This window comes from Streptomyces sp. NPDC058674, from assembly GCF_042716505.1.
Classification (GTDB): domain Bacteria; phylum Actinomycetota; class Actinomycetes; order Streptomycetales; family Streptomycetaceae; genus Streptomyces.
On sequence record NZ_JBHXSC010000004.1, the window covers coordinates 111,819 to 130,070 of the forward strand.

The 18,252-nt window shown below is 72.3% G+C and carries 14 protein-coding genes; 3 read left to right on the plus strand and 11 right to left on the minus strand.

The genetic code is table 11. The features are described from left to right. Window positions 1-21: 21 nt before the first annotated feature. The gene (locus ACFWU6_RS03785) at window positions 22-495 is read left to right on the plus strand and encodes a MarR family winged helix-turn-helix transcriptional regulator (protein ID WP_383806497.1); all 474 of its coding nucleotides are present in this window, start codon (window positions 22-24) and stop codon (window positions 493-495) included. 61 nt (window positions 496-556) lie between these two features. After that, entirely contained in the window at window positions 557-2,143 is a 1,587-nt protein-coding gene (locus ACFWU6_RS03790) for an MFS transporter (RefSeq protein ID WP_383978186.1), read from the plus strand. 49 nt (window positions 2,144-2,192) lie between these two features. On the opposite strand, the gene ACFWU6_RS03795 is transcribed toward ACFWU6_RS03790, so the two are convergent. The 7 genes from ACFWU6_RS03795 to ACFWU6_RS03825 all read right to left on the minus strand — a co-directional run bounded on the left by ACFWU6_RS03795 (window position 2,193) and on the right by ACFWU6_RS03825 (window position 10,324). After that, window positions 2,193-2,639, minus strand: a complete 447-nt coding sequence (locus ACFWU6_RS03795) for a hypothetical protein (RefSeq protein WP_383978189.1) — start codon at window positions 2,637-2,639, stop codon at window positions 2,193-2,195. Window positions 2,640-2,656: 17 nt separating this feature from the next. Continuing rightward, window positions 2,657-3,739 (minus strand): hypothetical protein, encoded by a 1,083-nt coding sequence (locus ACFWU6_RS03800; RefSeq protein ID WP_383978192.1) that lies wholly within the window; start codon window positions 3,737-3,739, stop codon window positions 2,657-2,659. Beyond that, the gene (locus tag ACFWU6_RS03805) at window positions 3,736-5,739 is read right to left on the minus strand and encodes a hypothetical protein (protein WP_383806509.1); all 2,004 of its coding nucleotides are present in this window, start codon (window positions 5,737-5,739) and stop codon (window positions 3,736-3,738) included. The genes ACFWU6_RS03800 and ACFWU6_RS03805 overlap by 4 nt, the downstream gene beginning before the upstream one ends. After that, window positions 5,736-6,494 carry a toll/interleukin-1 receptor domain-containing protein gene (locus ACFWU6_RS03810; protein ID WP_383978195.1) on the minus strand — a complete coding sequence of 253 codons (759 nt, stop codon included), beginning with the start codon at window positions 6,492-6,494 and terminating at the stop codon, window positions 5,736-5,738. The genes ACFWU6_RS03805 and ACFWU6_RS03810 overlap by 4 nt, the downstream gene beginning before the upstream one ends. 14 nt (window positions 6,495-6,508) lie before the next feature. Then, window positions 6,509-7,801, minus strand: a complete 1,293-nt coding sequence (locus ACFWU6_RS03815) for a helix-turn-helix domain-containing protein (RefSeq protein ID WP_383978198.1) — start codon at window positions 7,799-7,801, stop codon at window positions 6,509-6,511. A gap of 369 nt (window positions 7,802-8,170) precedes the next feature. Continuing rightward, complete coding sequence (locus tag ACFWU6_RS03820; RefSeq protein ID WP_383978201.1) at window positions 8,171-9,646, minus strand: hypothetical protein; 1,476 nt, start codon at window positions 9,644-9,646, stop codon at window positions 8,171-8,173. A 228-nt stretch (window positions 9,647-9,874) separates the two neighbouring features. Continuing rightward, window positions 9,875-10,324, minus strand: coding sequence for an Lrp/AsnC family transcriptional regulator (locus tag ACFWU6_RS03825; protein ID WP_383806519.1), 450 nt, complete (start codon window positions 10,322-10,324; stop codon window positions 9,875-9,877). 137 nt (window positions 10,325-10,461) lie between these two features. Between ACFWU6_RS03825 and ACFWU6_RS03830 the strand changes: the two genes are divergently transcribed. Further along, on the plus strand, window positions 10,462-11,463 hold the full coding sequence (locus ACFWU6_RS03830; protein WP_383978288.1) for an asparaginase: 1,002 nt from the start codon (window positions 10,462-10,464) through the stop codon (window positions 11,461-11,463). 183 nt (window positions 11,464-11,646) lie between these two features. Here ACFWU6_RS03830 and meaB read toward each other — a convergent pair whose 3' ends face one another. From meaB to ACFWU6_RS03850, 4 genes are read right to left on the minus strand one after another with little or no spacing between them, the layout of a single operon-like run. After that, the gene (meaB, locus tag ACFWU6_RS03835) at window positions 11,647-12,699 is read right to left on the minus strand and encodes a methylmalonyl Co-A mutase-associated GTPase MeaB (RefSeq protein ID WP_383978204.1); all 1,053 of its coding nucleotides are present in this window, start codon (window positions 12,697-12,699) and stop codon (window positions 11,647-11,649) included. A gap of 12 nt (window positions 12,700-12,711) precedes the next feature. Further along, window positions 12,712-14,901: a methylmalonyl-CoA mutase gene (scpA, locus tag ACFWU6_RS03840; RefSeq protein WP_383806526.1), complete on the minus strand. Its 2,190-nt coding sequence runs from the start codon at window positions 14,899-14,901 to the stop codon at window positions 12,712-12,714. Continuing rightward, complete coding sequence (locus ACFWU6_RS03845) at window positions 14,898-16,754, minus strand: methylmalonyl-CoA mutase family protein (RefSeq protein WP_383978207.1); 1,857 nt, start codon at window positions 16,752-16,754, stop codon at window positions 14,898-14,900. Before ACFWU6_RS03845 ends, scpA begins: the two co-directional genes overlap by 4 nt. Continuing rightward, complete coding sequence (locus ACFWU6_RS03850) at window positions 16,751-17,980, minus strand: ROK family protein (protein WP_383978291.1); 1,230 nt, start codon at window positions 17,978-17,980, stop codon at window positions 16,751-16,753. Before ACFWU6_RS03850 ends, ACFWU6_RS03845 begins: the two co-directional genes overlap by 4 nt. Between the last annotated feature and the right edge of the window lie 272 nt (window positions 17,981-18,252).

Consider the following 18,252-nt stretch of genomic DNA (forward strand, 5'->3'; position numbering starts at 1 on the left):
GTCATACTTATACTGCTCGGTATGGCCACCCCCAGCGCGTCCGAACAGGACATCCGGCAGATCGCGTCCGCGATGTCGGCCGTCCTGCCCGCGCTGCACCGGGCACTCGACCGGCGGCTCGCCCAGGACTTTCCGCACCCCAAGCCGCCCGAGAGCCAGCTGGCGCTCCTGCGGCTCGTCGGCGAGCGGGACGGCGTCACGGTGCGCGAGGCCGCCGACGTCCTGCTGATGAAGCCGAACAACGTGAGCGCCCTGGTCACACAGCTGGCCGGCCAGGGGCAGCTGGAGCGCAGGCAGGACCCCGAGGACAAGCGGGTCGCGCATCTGCACCTGACGGCCGAGGCCCGGCTCCGGCTCGCCGAGGTCGGGAGCCTGCTGGACGGGTATGTCGTGGAGGCGCTGCACACCCTCACCGACGGGGATCTCGACGCCATCGGGTCCGCCCTGGGCGCCCTCCAGAGCCTGGCGCGGCACATTCACCCCGCAGCCCACTGACGGCCGGCGCGTACCCCCCGTCCGTCACACGCTCGTCTTCACGAGGAAGCAAGGCACCTCCATGTCCTCCACTGTCGCGGACAGCTCACCCCTGCCCGCACACAGCCCGTCCGCCGCTCCCGCCGGCCGCCGTTCCAACCCCTGGCTGACGCTCATCGCCGTCGCCTTCGGTCTCTTCATGGTCGGTCTGGACGGCTCCGTCGTCTCGATCGCGAACCCCGAGATCGGCCGGGACCTGAACGCGTCCACCGCCGACCTGCAATGGGTCACCAACTCCTACCTGCTGGCCCTGGCCGCCGCGCTGATCCTCGGCGGGAAGCTCGGTGACCGCTTCGGCCGGCGCACCTTCTACCTGGTCGGAGTCGTAGGCTTCACGCTCGCTTCGGTCGCCATCGGCCTGGCCGGGTCGATCGAGGGCGTCATCGCCTTCCGAGCCGTACAGGGCCTCTTCGGCGCGCTGCTGATGCCCAACACGCTCGGGCTGCTGCGCGCGGTGTTCCCGCCGAAGAAGTTCGGCATGGCCGTGGGCATCTGGGCGATGGTGTCGTCCGTGTCCACCGCGCTCGGCCCCATCGTCGGCGGTCTGCTCGTCGAGCACGTCAACTGGGAGTCCGTCTTCTACATCAACGCTCCGATCGGTGCCGTCGCGCTCGTCTTCAGCGCACTCGTGCTGCCGCAGAGCAAGAACGCCTCCGGCGACCAGCGCTTCGACGTCCCCGGTGTGATCCTGCTCGCGCTCGGCCTGCTCGTCGTGGTGTTCGGCGTGGTCAAGGGCGAGACGTGGGGCTGGAGTTCCGGCTCGACGCTGGGGGCGCTCGCCGCCGGCCTCGTGATCCTGGTGGTGTTCGGCTGGTACGAGACGCGCGTGGAGCATCCGCTGCTGCCCATGCGCCTGTTCCGCAGCCGCGCGCTGACCATCGGCACGATCATCACCGCGATCAACTTCTTCGTCCTGCTCGGCGTGATCTTCTTCGTGATGCTGTACCTCCAGAACGTACGCGGCTTCACCCCCGTCGAAGCCGGCGTGCGCACCCTGCCGCTGAGCCTGGCGTCCGTGGTCGCCTCGCCGCTGGGCGCGAAGCTCACCGAGAAGTTCGGCGCCGGGCTGACCATGCCGCTCGGCATGGTGCTGCAGGCCGGCGCCGCCTTCGGGATGCTCACGTGGGGTGTGCATTCCCCGTACACCGCCATGTGGCCGCCCTTCATCGCTCTCGGCCTCGGCGTGGGCATGGTCATGGCCGCCTCGTCCGACGCCATCGTGGGCAACTCTCCGGTGGAGGACGCCGGTGTGTCGGGAGGCCTGCAGGCCACCGCGCTGCAGATCGGCGGGGCCCTGGGCACCTCGGTACTCGTGTCCCTGATCAGCAGCCGGGTCGGCTCGACCCTGCCCGGCGAACTCGGCTCCGCCGGGGTGCCGGCGCCCCTCGCCGAGGGCCTGTACGAGGCCAAGGACGCGGTGGCCATGGGCATCTCGCCGGTCTCCGCCGACATGCCGGGGCAGCTGAGGACCGCGGTGATCGAGGGCAGCGGCCAGGCCTTCATCAACGGCGTGCACACCGCCGCGCTGGTCACCGGAGTGCTGTGCGTGATCGGTGCCGCTCTGGCCGCGGCCGGCGTACGGCGCAAGCCCGAGGGCGCGTCGCACTGAGAACGACGGGGCAGGCGCCGGCGCCGCCCCTGTTCGGCGAGGCAGCGGCTCAGTCCTGCACGGGGAGGCCGGGGCTGTGGACATGGAAGGCGAGCCCGGTGATCCGGCCTGACTGGATCACCGGGCCGTGCTGAACTCCGCCGTTGATGTTGTTGTGTACGGGGACCGGAAGGACTGCGGGCACGTTGACGAGCTGCTGGAGAGAGGTCAGCACGTCGCGCAAGTCGTCGCTGGTGGCGGAGCCCGTCTGCAGAAGCCGGTGCAGGTGGACGTGCCATCGGTCTGTGATCTCACGGGTGGTCTGCGCGTCGTCGGCACCGCCGGCAAGCAGTCTGGCCCGTGCGGTGTCCAGGTCGGCGATCGTGGCACCGCCCGCACCGGTACGCGAGAAGAGCCGTCCGACGAGCTCACGCGCCTGCACCCAGGAGTCGGTGACCATGAGTGAGACCAACGTGCTCGCTCCCGACGCAGCGAGAGCAGCGATCTCGGTGTCCATAGGATTCCCCCTGAGGGTCAGGTGCCGGGTGTGGGCCGGGTTGCGCCGCCGGTGCTGTCCTGCGGCTCTCCGTTGTCCGGGGTGAAGGCCGCCGGCGGGTCGAATCGGCGCACCAGGTCGTCAGCAGTCTCCTGCTGGTCCTGGTCCCTGATGGCGTCCGCGATCTGTTTGGCCAGCAACCTGCGCTGGGTGTCCCCGTCCTCGAAGCCGAGGGCGTTGAGTGCCTCCGCGAGGTGGTCCGCTGCCGTCGGCGCCCGCTCGAAGGCGGCCGCCCGCCAGTCCGAGGGCTCTGTGCCTCCCTGCTCCTCACGCGGCTCAGCGATGAGGTCCCGCAGTCGTTCAGGCACGTCGGTGTCGTTGACCGCGGACGTGAGCCGGGCGAGCAGGCCGAGGTCTTCCACGGTCCTCTCCACCTGTTCGTCGTTCTTGGCGAGCCACCAGACCACCGCGCTGCCGGTGTCCTTGAGTACGTCTTCGCCCAGGTATGTGCGCTTGCTCTGCTCGTACTTCCGCTGGTGTTCCCAGACTGCCTGGTCCTTGCGTACCCCGGCGAGGCTGTCCAGGCGCTCCTGGTCGTGTTCGTGCAGGGTGAGCCGCACATCCTCCGCCATGGCCTGGAGCTGATTCGTGCTGTCGGGCAGCAGCGAGCTGAGCGCACCGCTGAGCTCATGCTGAACCAGTGAAACCCGCCCGGGCTCGCGCTGCTCGGTGATTGCTCGGGCACGGTCCAGTACGGCTTCGACGGCGAGGCCCGCCGGGTTCAACACGCGGCCGTGACCGGACGCGTCGGGGGCGTACCAACGAACGGTCGCGGAGAACAAGAAGTCGTAGTCGGCCCATTGACTGGGCATTGCCACACGGCTGACGTGCTGTTCGGTGCGCTCGATGGGAGGCGCGGTGAGGTGTTCCTCGAAGGCGACCGGCACGGAGCTACGGCGCAGCGCGGCGACTTTGAAGGCCACGGCCGGGGCCACGACGAGGACCACCATCAGGGTCGGCCATGCCCACAGGGGCCACTGTTCCGTCAGCCCGAGGATGGTAAGCACCAGTCCGCACAGGATGGTGAGGAAGACGGTTGTCGTCTTGCGGCCGGTGGTCACAGTTCGGTCCCCCTGGATGGTGCCGCCTGCGGCGGCGTGAACGGCCGGCTGAGGCTCTGAGCTGAGCAGATCTTCTGCAACAGCAGGTCGGTGGTGAGCGCGGCGCGCGAGGACCCGCCCGGCGCAGTGCGTTCGGCGTCGCGAGCGCTCGTGTACAGCGCGGCGAAGGCCGCGCCGCGCCGTCCCTCGCACTGGTCGGCGGCGCCGACGAGGAGGTCGAGCAAGGAGTCACCCCGGTGTCCGGCATCAACCGCCGTGTGGATCCAGCGTTCCGCGTACGGTTGCCATGTCGGCCGCGGCAGCCCGTCCAGCACGGCGCGCCAGCAGGTGGTCAAGGAGGACTGCACTCCCTTCTCGTCCACCAGGGCGCGTCCGTTGTCGTACGGCTCGGTCAGCGCCCCGGCGACGCCGACCCGCAGGAAGATGTCGAGGTCGGCCCGGGAGAGTTCGGATCGCGCCAGGCGGTGGAGCAGTCTGCGGCGCAGTCGGTGACTCGTCCCGACCAGGTCACTCAGCGCCTGCAGCGCACCGGGGGTGGCGGGCTCGCGGTGCGCCAGGTAGTACAGCCGCAGCATGGCTTGGTCGGGGTGGCCGGCTGCAATGACGTCGGCGCAGACCCGGACCAGGACCTGGGCATACTCTCCCTTGAGCTGCTTGTTGGCGCACCACTGGTAGATCCAGCCGCGGAAGTTCCTTGCGTGTGCGGGATCGCCGAGACCGCAGGTGAGTGCTTGGACGGCGGCCTCCAGCCCGGCCCTGCTCGTGGCCGTCGAGCCCCAGACCTCGGCCAGCGAGGCCAGACCTTCCGCGCGCCCGGTCCGCAGATATTCCCCAGCCAGCTTGGCCACCAGGTCGTCGCGCAGTTGCTGGGTGATGTGCGGGCCGCTCAGGGCCACGCTGCGCGCGGTCCAGGTGCCCAGATGCTGACGCAGGTCGGGCAGGTGGTCCCAGAAATGGGTTCGGACCGCAGAGTCGTAGTCGAGCTCCCTGAATCGCACGTGACCGTCCGGTCCGGCACCGGCGGAGATCTCCTCCAGGCGCTCGGCGAGATCCTTGCGCTGGAGCAGGGGAAGCTCGTCGGGTGACGGCCCGACGGTGCGCACCAGGAGTTGAGCGGTGTGGTGGACGACGTCGGCGTGAGCGCCGTGGAGCATGGCGACGGTGATCAGCAGTGCCCGCTGGGAACTCTCACGTAACGTGGCGACGAGGCCGGCGACCTCATTCCGCCGGTCGGACTGAGCCTTTCGGGCAGTTGCGCACCACTGAGTGAATCCGTCGCCCGGCGCGGCGGCCTCGCGGGCCCGCCGTACCAGGTCGGCGAAGTCCGCGATCTCCCGCAGCGGTCTCTGCTCCTGCACGAAAGCCGTGACCGTGGGATCAGGAGTCAGATACTGCTCGCTCGGCACACCATGCATGCGAAGGTGCCGCCGCAGAACCGACTCACGGCACGGCTGCTGGATCTCGACCCTGTAGTGCTGGAGGTCGGAGTCAAGGCTTCCGCCGTGAGGCATGACGACCACGAGATGTGCGCGCTGCTCGTGCACGGCCTTGCGGAGGGCGGAGAGGTCCGCCCGGGCGGCGGCCCATCGGACGGCGTCGGCAGCCGACAGATCCAGCAGCAGCCGGTCGCCGGCGCCGACCAGCTCCGGGTGCGTGAGGGGAAGTTCGCCCTCCTCGCCCGGCAGGAGTTCCCGGAGGGAACCCATGGGCTTGTGGTGTTCGCGCAGGAGTACACGGGCCGCGCACGTCCGTCCGCTGCCGGGTGGGCCGTCCAGGATCACGGTTCCGGTGTCGGCCAGTTCGGAGCGGGCCTTCCCCATGCCGGTGGGGGCGACCAGCACGCGCCGCAGCCACGCGAGCTGGTCGTCGGCGACGCGCCGGAAGGAGGACCTGCCCGAGCCCCGCTGGTCGGCGCCGATGGTGATGTACATGTCCCCGGTCCCGTTGTGCAGGGGGCCGTTCGTGCCGGTGACCCACGTGGTGCCGTTGCGCTCGCTCACCGGCCGCCGCCCTCGTGCTCGTCGGGTTCACCGAACCGGTGTCGGATGTCGCCCTGGTGGTTGCCCTCGAAGTACGTCATGCCGTTGCCGGAGAAGTGCCGGCCACCCGACTCATGGCGGGAGTTCTGGTAGATGTCGCCCAGACCCGCGTGGACGGGACCGCTGGAGCCCTTGACGACGGCGCCGCCCACGTCTCCGGTGAAGTCACGGCTCTGTACGGCGGTTCCGCCCACGTCCCCGATCGAGTTGGTCACGGAGCCCGCCGCAAGTGACCGGGTGGTGTCCCGATCCACGTCGCGCAATCCCGGGACCAGGTCGGCCACCACGTCATCGAGGCGTTTGAGACCTGCCTGGGTGTCTTGCGTACTGAACGGGACGGACTGGATCTCTGCGAGCCGGGCCAGTTCGTCAGGCAGATCGCCCTTGGTCAGGCGGTCGGTCTTCCTCCCGTCCAGTACGGGGACGACGGGAAGCTCACAGGCGAACGCCTCCAGGATCTCTTTGCGTACCCAGTCCTCGGGATCGCGCAGCCGGGTCTGGAAGTTCGTCCAGTCCGGGCCGATGACAGCCAGGAGCACCGCGCTGCGACGCAGACCGGCCAGCAGTTCATCGGGATAGACCTGGCCCGGAGCGATGGACTTCGATGCGCGGAAGATCTGGTCGCTGCCGAAGCGGCGCGAAAGCTCTTGGTCGATCAGTGCGGCGGTCTTCTCGCCGTCCCCTGTCCGGTAGTTGATGAAAACGTCGTCAGCCATTTCGGAGCCTCTGTTCAGGAAGGGAAGGGGCACGTCAGGGTGCCGAGCCGCGGAGCAAGCCGGCGTACGGCAGGGTGATTCCGATGCCTGGCCAGGAGGCGGGCGAGGCGCTGGAGATCGGTCGTGACGGTCGCGGACCGGACTGCGGCCACGCCGTCGAGAAGCGGAGCCGTCAGCGCACTGGCGTGGCTGATCTGACCGTCCGACGCATAGGCCAAAGCCCGGCGTACGCCGAACCGCACCTGGGTGCGGATCGCGTCGTGGGAGACCAGGGCGAGCTGCCGGTCCAGCTCCTCGGCGGCCTCCCGCGGGCGACCGAGGTCGACCAGGCACCAGCCGGTGACCATGCCGACCGAGTCGGGCAGGTGCATGCTGCCGATCACCGGTGCGTCGGCGCGGCCGTCCTGGTGGGCGAGGAGCGTACGGGCGCGGTCCAGAGCACGCAGGCAGGCGTCACGGTCGCCGGCCAGCGCATGGCCTTGAGCCTCACGTTGCGCCGCCAGTCCGCGGATCCGTGGCGGCAGCGTGCCGCTTTGGGCCCGCTGCGCGAGGGCGATCGTCTGCGCCGCGTCGTCCTGGTACAGCGTGATCAACGCTCTGCGGACCAGTGCGTAGCCGCCCAGCGTGCGGTCTCCGCCGGCACGTGCCAGCTCCACCGCGCGCTGTGTCCACCACAGGGCCGCACGCTCGTCCCCTGTCTCCTGCATCAGCCAGCCCACGTATTCGGCATACCGGGAGCCGAGCGCCAGTAAGTCCCGGCGGGTGCCGTCGCCGGCGTGCGCGGACAGTTCCCGCAGCGTGTGGGTTTGTGCGATCAGGCCGGGAAGCAGGAACGCGGGCTCGACGCTCTGCCCCAGACGCCGGTAGTGCGTGAAAAGGGAACGGGAGGCTTCCAACATGCCCGCTCCCGCCGCCGGGGCGACCGGTCCCGCGCCGTCCATGCGCCATCTCATCAACGAGGCGGCGCCGGCCCCCACGACCTGTCGTCGTCCCACGGCCTGGAACCAGCTCGGGCCGTCCGGTGACAGCTGCATGGTCCACTCCTCCTCACTGATTCCGTCGGGCGTTTGCGCAGGCGGCGTGTCGGCAACGGGTGTGGTGGCCAGGGCGACAAGTGCTCCGTCGGCCCGTAGGGCGGCGTCGCACAATCGGACGAGGTCGCGGCTGGGTGCCTTGATGCCCCGTTCGACCTTGCTCAGCTGCGCCTTGCTGTAGTGCACGGCGGCAGACAGTGCGGTGAGGCTGAGTCCCGCGGCCAGACGACGCTTCCTCAGCTCCTCGCCCAACCCGGTGAACGGCTGTGGCACGGAAACCTCCCAAACCGTCCGGCCAGGTGCGGGCGTTCACAGAAAGCGTGCGGCAGCCCCAGCCGGACGGACAAGGTGATCGGTGATGTTTCCCGTTTCCTTCTCCGCAGGTGAGGCTGGCTACTCCCGTGCAGCGGATCCCGTTCGGGGATGCCCACGCGCGATGTGCGCAGCCCGTGACGGGCATGCCGGCTGGTCTGCGTTGCCTGGCCGAGGGGGACGAGTGCCCGCTGAGCCTGCGGCTCCCCGCGCCCTGGGCACGGGGAGCCGGTGGGCAGCCGCAGCCGCAGTTGGAATTGGCGGTACCCGTCGGTCATCGGGTCGGTTCGCCTCGTGGAACGGCGTACCGGTAGCGGTGTTCCGCCGGGTTCAGCCCGGGGCCGGACCGGGGACGGGCTTCCTGCGCCGACGAGCCGCGGCCGAGGAGAGGAGGACTGCCGAGGCGACGGCAACGGCCCAAGGGGCGCCACTCGTCGAGTGGGCCGGGTCCGCGAGCATGCTCGCTGCGGTCAGCGCCAGGAACGCGCCGGCAGCCAGCGGGCCGCTGCCGGGCGGCATGGGGTCCGCAGTGCGCCAACGTCGGCGCGGGACCCACAGGCGCACCAGCTCCGCGGCCATGGCCAGGGCGGTGCAGCGGGTCGCGAGCCTGAACCACGAGGGGGCCGAGGCATCCACCTCGCCCACTCCCATGACCGCGGTCATCCCGAAGAACACGATCGGCACGAGCCAGCCGAGGCTTGCCCTCGCACCCGCGGGCCTCGGGGCGTCCATGCCGGTGGGGCCGGTCGGCCTCGGCTCGGGAGCGTAGGTGGATTTCGGGGAGGCGGCGGATTCCGGCGTGCGGGGGGCCGGGACCGGGGCGGTTTTCGGCAGTGGGGCGGGGGCCGGGGGCCGGACCGCGCCGAGGGCGCGGGACTGGGCGCGCCGGGCGCGCAGGCCGCCACCGCCGTACCGCTCGATGTGGGCGGCCAGTTCCGCCTGGAGGGCGAGCAGCCGCTCGGCCATGGCGTCGAACTCGGCCCTGCGCAGCGCGGCTCCCCGCGCCGAGTCGCGTGCGGTGGCGGCGAGCCGCGCCAGGCTCTCGGTCAGGATCTCTTCCGCCTCCGCGCACTCGGCTTCGGCGGTGCGCGGGACCTCGGCCGCCTCGCTGCGGAGCCGGTTCCGCTCGCTCTCGATGATGTCGCCCACGCGGCGCCGCTCCTGCGGCGGCAGTTCGCGCGGGGCGCCGGCCTCCGCGCGGGCGAGGGCGGCTCGCCTCCACTCCATCAGCGGTCGCCCGCGGTGCTCACCGATGCCGTTGATGTGGACCTTGGGCCCCTGGGAGCGATGGATGTGGAGCACGTCGCCGCCGCGACCGTTGGGGGCCTTGCCCCAGGACACGCGCTCGAAGTCGGCGGCCGTCCGGACGCCCTGCGCCGAAAGGGCTCCGATCAGGCCGCTTCCGATGCCGTTCACCTGGCCCGGCGTCAAGCGGGTCTGTCGGAGCGCTCGCTGGATCGACTCGCGGCGCAGCACGGCGAGCGCCACGCGCTCCCGGTGTTCCCTCTCGCCGTCCAGGGCCTTCAGCCCGCGGGAGAGGGAACGCTCCTTGCGGATGCGCCGCTCCTGGGCCCGTTGCAGGGCCCTGCCGTGCCGCCGCTCGGCGCGGCCGCGTTCCCGGGCCTCGCGGTTCAGCCGCCGCCGGTCGGCGGTCTCGAACGACCGGCGCTGAGCCAGTAGCCGTCGGTGGGCGCGGATCGATTCGATGAGCCGGCGCCGCTCGGCGCGGGTCGCGGCGGGCGCGGGGTCGTCCTTCGGCGGGCCGGCGGGGGGCCGTGCCCGCCGGGCGGTCGTACGCTCTGTCAAGGGAGGCTCACTCGGAGACGGGGTGCCCGGGGCCTTGGCCCGGCGGGAGTGTGGGGACGAATCGTAGTTCGCCCCGCAGCCGGTGGGCTCACCGGGCCGATACCGGCAGTTGCCCCGGCGAGAGACCGCGTCCGTCCCTTGGGTGGTGGCGCCGCGGGGGCCGAGTTCCGTCATGTACGGCTCGAGGCGCCGGCTGCGCCGGCAGGTGTCGCGGCTCGTCCTCCGGCATCAGACCGGGAGCCCCGTCGGCTCCTTGATGCGTTTCATGATGATCTGGGAGTTGACCTCGGTGACCCCGGAGAGGGCCGTCAGCTGCTCGATCCACAGGCGTTCGTACGCGCGCAGGTCCGCGACCGCGATGCGGAGGAGGCAGCCGGGGCTGCCGAAGAGGCGGTAGGCCTCGATGACGTCCGGGATGTCCTGGAGGGCGGCCTCGAAGCCCTCGACCGCCTCGCGGTCGCGGCGGACCTCGACGGAGACCAGGACCTCGAAGCCGCGGCCGACCGCCTGCGGGTCGATCACCGCACGGTAGCCCTGGATCACGCCGTCCTGTTCCAGCTGGCGCACGCGGCGCATGCAGGGCGAGGGGGTGAGCCCCACGCGCTGGGCGAGCTCCTGGTTGCTGAGCCGGCCGTCGGCCTGGAGCTCGCGCAAGATATCTCTGTCGATCGCGTCCATTGCGCAATTATCATGCAGTCAATGTGACAGGAGCGGTCAAAGCGGCAATCGCATTGCGCGTAGATCCTCCTATCATTGCTCACACTGAGACGTATGTGCGAAGCGCCATGCGCGGACGAGGGAAGGCGGCCACGGCCATGGGACGGATCGTCGTCATCAGCACCGGCGGGACCATAGCCAGCCGCTGGCAGGGCTCCGGCTTCGCCGCGGACGCCGACGGCAGCGAGGTCGTCGCCACCGCGCCGCTGCCCGAGGGCGTCACCGTCGAGCTGGTGGACCTGTTCAGCGTGAACAGCCCGCGGCTGACCACCGCCCACCAGCTCACGCTGCTGCGCACCGTGCACGAGGTGCTCGCCGACCCGGATGTGGACGGCATCGTGGTCACCCACGGCACCGACACCCTGGAGGAGTCGGCCTTCCTCGTCGACCTGCACCACCACGACGGGCGGCCCGTGGTGTTCACCGGGTCGCAGCGGCCCATGGGGACCGCGGACGGGGACGGTCCGGGGAACCTGTACGACGCCCTGCTCGCCGCCTCGACCACGCGCGGGCTCGGTGTGCTCGTCGCCTTCGCGGGCCGTGTGCACGCCGCGCGGGGGACCGTGAAGACGCAGGCCGTTGCGCTGGACGCCTTCGCCGATCCGTCGGAGGAACTGCTCGGGAAGGTCGGCTTCGGCAAGGTCACGGTGCTGCGGAAGCCGGAACGGCCGCGGGCGCTGCCGCTCCCGGCGATGCCGGAACTGCCGCCGCGCGTCGACATGGTCATGCACCACGCCGACGGCGACCCGGTCCTGCTGAACGCCGCCGTCGAGGCGGGAGCGCGCGGCATCGTGCTGGTCGGGACCGGGGCGGGCAACGCGACGCCGGAGATCGTGGAGGCGGTCGCGGCCGCCGTCGCGCGCGGGGTGCTGGTCGCGCTGACCACGCGGGTCGCCGCCGGGCCGGTCACCGAGATCTACACGCACGGCGGAGCCGTCGACCTGGTCGCGGCGGGCGCCGTGCCGACCGGCACGCTGCGGGCCGGGCAGGCGCGGATCGCGGTGCTGTCGGCGCTGCTGGGCAGTGACGATGCCGCGGAGCGGACCGGGCTGCTGCGGCGGGCGCTGGGGGCCGCCGGGTCGGTGCTGGTGGGGGCGTAGCCCCTGCCCTCGCCGGGCCGGGGCCGGGTCTTCGGGGCTCCGCCCCGGACCCCGCGCCTCAAACGCCGGCGCGGCTGGGTGTGGGGCCCCTTGCGTGATGCCGCGGCGTCGTTGCACGGGGCTCCGCTCCGGACCGCGCGCCTCAAACGCCGGCGCGGCTGGAAGTGCCCCCGGGCCGTCGGATCAGCCCCGGGGCGGTGGATGTGACGCCATGTGCTCGGACTGCCCCGAGCGGGGCTCCGTCGCGGGCGAGGGGCCGCCGAAGGCCGACAGGATGCGGTCCGCCGCCGAGGTGGCCGTCACCTCGCCCGCGCGCACCGCCGCTTCCAGGGCCGGGGCCAGCTCCCGTACCGCCGGGTCCGCGCGCAGCCGCTCCAGCAGTTCCTCGCGGACCATCGACCAGGTCCACTCCACCTGCTGGGCCGCCCGCTTCGCCGCCAGCCGCCCGCCCGCCTCCAGCAGCGTCCGGTGCTGCTCCAGGCGGTTCCACACCTCGTCCAGGCCCGCCGACTCCCGGGCGCTGCACGTCAGTACCGGCGGGGTCCACGCCGCGTCGGCGGGGTGCATCAGCCGCAGAGCGCCCGACAGTTCGCGGGCGGCGGCCTTCGCTTCGCGCTCGTGCGGGCCGTCCGCCTTGTTGACCGCCAGGACGTCCGCCAGCTCCAGCACGCCCTTCTTGATGCCCTGGAGCTGATCGCCCGTACGGGCCAGGGACAGGAGGAGGAAGGAGTCCACCATCCCGGCGACCGTGGTCTCCGACTGGCCCACCCCGACCGTCTCGACGAGGACCACGTCGTACCCCGCCGCCTCCATGACGATCATGGACTCGCGGGTGGCGCGGGCGACACCGCCCAGCGTCCCCGCGGACGGCGAGGGGCGGACGAACGCCGCCGGGTCCACGGCGAGGCGCTCCATCCGCGTCTTGTCGCCGAGGATGGAGCCGCCCGTGCGCGTCGAGGACGGGTCGACGGCCAGGACCGCGACCCGGTGGCCCAGCCCCGTCAGCATCGTGCCGAACGCGTCGATGAACGTGGACTTGCCCACCCCCGGCACCCCGCTGATGCCGATCCGGCGGGCACGGCCCGCGTGCGGCAGGAGCTGAGTCAACAGCCGCTGCGCCAGGGCCCGGTGGTCCGTCCGGGTGGACTCGACGAGGGTGATGGCGCGCGCGACGTACGCCCGCTTCCCGTCGAGCACGCCCTTCACGTACGCGTCGATCTCGATCTTCGGCGGCATGCCCCCGGCCGCCTACAGCTCGTGGCCCAGGTCCGCGGCCAGCCGCGTCACCAGGTCGTGGGCCGCGTCCGGGATGACCGTGCCGGGCGGGAAGACCGCCGTCGCGCCCATCTCCAGCAGCGTGGGCACGTCCGCCGGCGGGATGACCCCGCCCACGACGATCATGATGTCCTCGCGGCCCTCCTCCGCCAGCTGCTCGCGCAGCGCCGGTACGAGGGTCAGGTGACCGGCCGCCAGCGACGAGACGCCCACCACGTGGACGTCCGCCTCGACGGCCTGGCGGGCCACCTCCGCCGGGGTCTGGAACAGCGGGCCGACGTCCACGTCGAAGCCCAGGTCGGCGAAAGCCGTGGCGATCACCTTCTGGCCGCGGTCGTGCCCGTCCTGGCCCATCTTGGCGACCAGGATGCGCGGACGCCGTCCCTCCGCCTCCTCGAACCGGTCGACGAGCGCGCGCGTGCGCTCCACGGACGGGGACTCGCCTGCCTCCATGCGGTACACACCCGAGATCGTACGGATCTGGCTGGCGTGGCGCCCGTAGACCTTCTCCAGGGCGTCGGAGATCTCGCCCACGGTCGCCTTGGCGCGGGCCGCGTCCACCGCCAGCGCCAGCAGGTTGCCCTCGCCGCTGCCGGCCGCGTTCGTCAGCGCCCGCAGGGTGTCCTGGGTGAGCGCCTCGTCGCGCTCCTCGCGCAGCCGCCGCAGCTTGGCGATCTGCTGCGAGCGCACGGAGGAGTTGTCGACCTTGAGGACGTCGATCTGCTCGTCGGTCTCCACGCGGTACTTGTTGACGCCGATCACCGGCTGCCGGCCGGAGTCGATGCGCGCCTGCGTACGGGCCGCGGCCTCCTCCACGCGCAGCTTCGGGATGCCCGCGTCGATGGCCTGCGCCATGCCGCCGGCCGCCTCGACCTCCTCGATGTGCTGCCAGGCCCGCCGCGCCAGGTCGTAGGTCAGCTTCTCGACGTACGCGCTGCCGCCCCACGGGTCGATGGACCGGCAGGTCCCCGACTCCTGCTGGAGCAGCAGCTGCGTGTTGCGGGCGATCCGCGCCGAGAAGTCCGTCGGCAGCGCGAGCGCCTCGTCCAGGGCGTTGGTGTGCAGCGACTGGGTGTGGCCCTGGGTCGCCGCCATCGCCTCGACGCACGTGCGCGTCACGTTGTTGAAGACGTCCTGCGCGGTCAGCGACCAGCCCGAGGTCTGCGAATGGGTGCGCAGCGACAGCGATTTGGCGTTCTTCGGATCGAACTGCTTGACCAGGCGCGCCCACAGCAGGCGGGCGGCGCGCAACTTCGCGACCTCCATGAAGAAGTTCATGCCGATCGCCCAGAAGAACGACAGGCGCGGCGCGAAGGCGTCCACGTCCAGCCCGACGGCCTGCCCCGCCCGCAGGTACTCCACGCCGTCGGCGAGGGTGTACGCCAGCTCCAGGTCGGCCGTGGCCCCGGCCTCCTGGATGTGGTAGCCCGAGATGGAGATCGAGTTGTAGCGCGGCATCTTCTGCGAGGTGAAGGCGAAGATGTCGGAGATGATCCGCATCGAGGGCTTGGGCGGGTAGATGTAGGTGTTGCGGACCATGAACTCCTTGAGGATGTCGTTCTGGATGGTCCCGGCGAGCTTGTCGGGGGAGACCCCCTGTTCCTCCGCCGCCACGATGTACAGCGCGAGGACGGGCAGCACCGCGCCGTTCATCGTCATCGACACCGACATCTTGTCCAGCGGGATTCCGTCGAACAGCTGCCGCATGTCGTAGATCGAGTCGATCGCCACGCCCGCCATGCCGACGTCGCCGGTCACGCGCGGGTGGTCGCTGTCGTAGCCGCGGTGCGTCGGCAGGTCGAAGGCGACCGAGAGCCCCTTCTGGCCGGAGGCGAGGTTGCGCCGGTAGAAGGCGTTCGACTCCTCGGCCGTGGAGAAGCCCGCGTACTGCCGGATCGTCCAGGGCTGGTTCACGTACATCGTCGGGTACGGGCCGCGCAGGTACGGGGCCACGCCCGGGTAGGTCCGCAGGAAGTCCAGGCCCTCCAGGTCCCGCCCGGTGTACAGCGGCTGTACGGCGATGCCCTCGGGGGTCTCCCACAGCAGGTCGCCCGGGGCGGTGCCGGTTGACTCCTTCACGGACGCCCGCCACTGCTCCTCGGAGCCGGCCGAGGGGCCGGCGCCGTCCAGTGCGAGCCCGGAGAAATCGGGGATGCTGCTCAAGACGTCACTCCCATCCGGTCGAGTACCGAGGACAGCACGGCGACCGCGTCGCAGCCCGCGAAGACGTACGCGTCCACGGCCTCCGCGGCGGTGCCGGGCTTCCCGGCGAGGAACACCGTCGTGGCGCCCGCGGCGCGGAGTGCGGCGGCCACCGCCGCGGCCTGCTCTTCGTACAGTACGTCGCTGGAGCAGATCACGGCCGTGCCGTCGGCGCCGCTCGCCGCGTAGGCCGCGGCGGCCGTCTCCGGGGTGACCGACACGGGGTCGTGCACCGGCTCGACGCCGCCCGCCTGGAAGAGGTTCGAGGCGAAGGTGGCCCGCGCGGTGTGCGCGGCCGCCGGGCCCAGCGCGGCGAGGAAGATCCTCGGCCGGGCGCCGGTCGCGGCCAGGTGGGCGTCACTGCGGGCGCGCAGCACCTCGTACGCCTCGTCGCGCCGGACGCGGGGCAGCCCGCCGGCCGGCACGGGGGGCGCGCTCTCGCGTACGACCGGCTTCTCCGACAGCAGCGGGAACTCGCTGACCCCGGTGATCGGCTCGCGCCGGGTGGCCAGCTTCTCGGACCGCGCTGCCCAGGTGGCGGCGAGCCGGTCCGCGACCAGACCGGAGCGCAGGGCGGCGGCCTGCCCGCCCGCCTTCTCCAGGGTCTGGAAGAACTCCCAGGCGGCGTGAGCCAGTTCGTCGGTGAGCCGCTCCACGTAGTAGGAGCCGCCGGCCGGGTCGACCACGCGGGCCAGGTGCGACTCCTCCAGCAGGATCGTGGAGGTGTTGCGGGCGATCCGGCGCGCGAACGCGTCCGGCAGGCCCAGCTCGTGGTCGAAGGGGAGCACGGTGACCGAGTCCGCGCCGCCCACGCCCGCCGCCATGCAGGCGACGGTGGTGCGCAGCATGTTCACCCAGGGGTCGCGGCGGGTCATCATCACCGGCGAGGTCACGGCGTGCTGGCGCTGGGCGCCCGCGTCGCGGGCCCCGCAGGCCTCGGCGACCCGCGCCCACAGACGGCGGGCCGCGCGCAGCTTGGCGATGGTCAGGAACTGGTCCGCGGTGGCGGCGTAGCGGAACTCCAGCTGGCCGAGGGCGGCCGCGGTGTCCAGGCCGCCGTCCGTGAGGGCGCGCAGGTACGCCACTGCGGTAGCCAGGGACAGGCCCAGCTCCTCGGCGGCCGAGCCGCCCGCCTCGTGGTAGGGCAGCGCGTCCACGGTCAGGGCGCGCACGTCGAGGTAGCCGGAGGCCTCCCGGGCCAGCTCCACCGCGCCGGCGGCGTCCAGGACCTCACCCGTACGGGCCTCGTGGCCGAGCGGGTCGGCGCCCAGGCGGGCGCGGACGTCCCCGGGGGCCACCCCGCGCTCGGCGTACAGGTCCAGCAGCGCGCGGGCGGCCCCGGCGTACGCGGCGCCGGCGTCGAGGGAGACCGGCGCGAGGTCGAGGTAGACCCCCTCCAGGGCGCGGGGGAGCGCCTCGGCGGGGATGCCGCCGGGTCCCATGGCGAGCCAGAGGGAGGTGACCCCGTTCTCCAGGTCGCCGAGGATCGCCTCGTTCACCCGTACGGGGTCGGTGCCCAGGTGCCGCTGGCGCACGTCCCAGCCGTTTGCGGCGTTCCCCTCGGCCCTGCCTCCCCGTACGAAGGGGGCGAAGCCGGGGAAACCGGTGTCGGGTGCCGTCTCGGGCGCGGTGTACAGCGGACGGGTGGTGAGCCCGTCCTGGAGCGTGGTGGACAACGCGTCTTCCGCTGCCTCGCCGGAAACTTCCTTGCCCGACTTGCGCAGCACGCCCTCTACCAGGCGCTGCCACTGCTCATGCGTCGCGTCAGGGAATTCGGCGGCCAAGGAGAGCCCGTCATCAGGCAGGACCGTCATGGCTCGAATGCTAGGGCGGTGCTGTGTGAACGACCAGAACCACCGGATGTGATCTCCCCCTCCCATGTGAGCCGGGAGGGGTCTCGAAAGAGCGGACCGAGCAGTACGGTCGCGGCCGCACCCGGCAGTACGGCGGGCCCCGCGTGCGGCGGGACGATCCTGCCGGGATCGCCCGGGACGCGGGAAAGGACGGCGGCGGCGTCGCGGATCTCGTCGAGGTAGCCGTCGTGCAGCACGCTGGACAGCTCGGTGACCACCATGACGGCCGGGTTGAACACGTCGAGGAGCAGCGCTGCGGCCCGGCCGACGTGCCGGGCGCGCTCGCGCAGCAGCCGGTCGGCGCGGGGGTCGCCGGCGGCGGCCGCGTCCACGAGCAGCGGCACGGAGGGGTCGGGGACGATCCCGCGGCGGACGGCCTCGGCGCCGAGCGCGGTGTCGGAGGCGGTCGCCTGGAGGCAGCCGGTACGACCGCAGGCGCAGGGCGCCTCGGAACCGGGGACCGGGAGGTGCGCGACGTCGCCGGCGGCGGCACCCGGGCCCTGGTGCACGGTGCCCTCGATGCCGAAGGCGGCGTCGACGACGTTGCCGATGAAGAGGTGGACGAGGCTGCGGCGGGCCTCCGGGCGGCCCAAGAGGATCTCGGCGTGGGCGACGGCCCGGGCGTGGTTGTCGACGGACACGGGCAGGCCGAGGGCCTCGGAGAGCTCGGCGGCGAGGGGGCGGTCGCGCCAGCCGAGGGCTTCGTGGCGGACGACGGTCCCGTCGCCGGGGCGGACCCAGCCGCCCAGCGCCGCGCCGACGCCGAGGAGGGGTCGGCCGGTGCCGAACTCGCCGAGGAAGCGGGAGAGCTGCGCGGCGATGTCGCGGGGCAGGCCGGGGGAGCGGGGGTCGCGGTGGGGGAACGCGTGGCGGGCGAGGAGGCGGCCGCGCAGGTCGACGAGGCCGAAGGTGGAGAGGGGCACTCCGATGTGCAGGCCGGCGGCGACCGGGCCGCCGACGGCTCCGGTGTGCAGGTCGAGCGGAATCCGGGGGCGGCCCACGCCGTCGGCGGGGCCGGGCAGCTCGCGCAGCAGACCGGTGCGCAGGAGGCCGGTGGTCTGCCGGGACACGGCGGCGGGGCTGAGGCCGCTCAGCCGGGCGATGCCGCCGCGGGCTACCGGCCCGTGCGCCAGCACCGTGCGGAGCACGGCGGAGGCATTGTCGGAGGCCCGGCTGTCACCGGCCATGTGGGTCACGCAGGTCTCCTCGGTCGGGATGGGGTGACGGGCCGACGGCCCGGGGGCCGGGGCCCGCGGGGCAGGGGGGCACCCCCCCCCGATGATGCCGGAGCTGCGGCGCGCGGCGGGTGCGGTGCGGTTCCGTGCGGTTCCGGGTCGGTGGGTGGGGCGGGCGGAGGCGGGGTCCGAGGGCCGGGAGGTGTGCGGGGGCGTGGCGGTCGCGTTGCGGGACCGTGAAATCAGGCCACGGGTTTCGGCCGCCGGGGGCGGGCTGCCGCCGG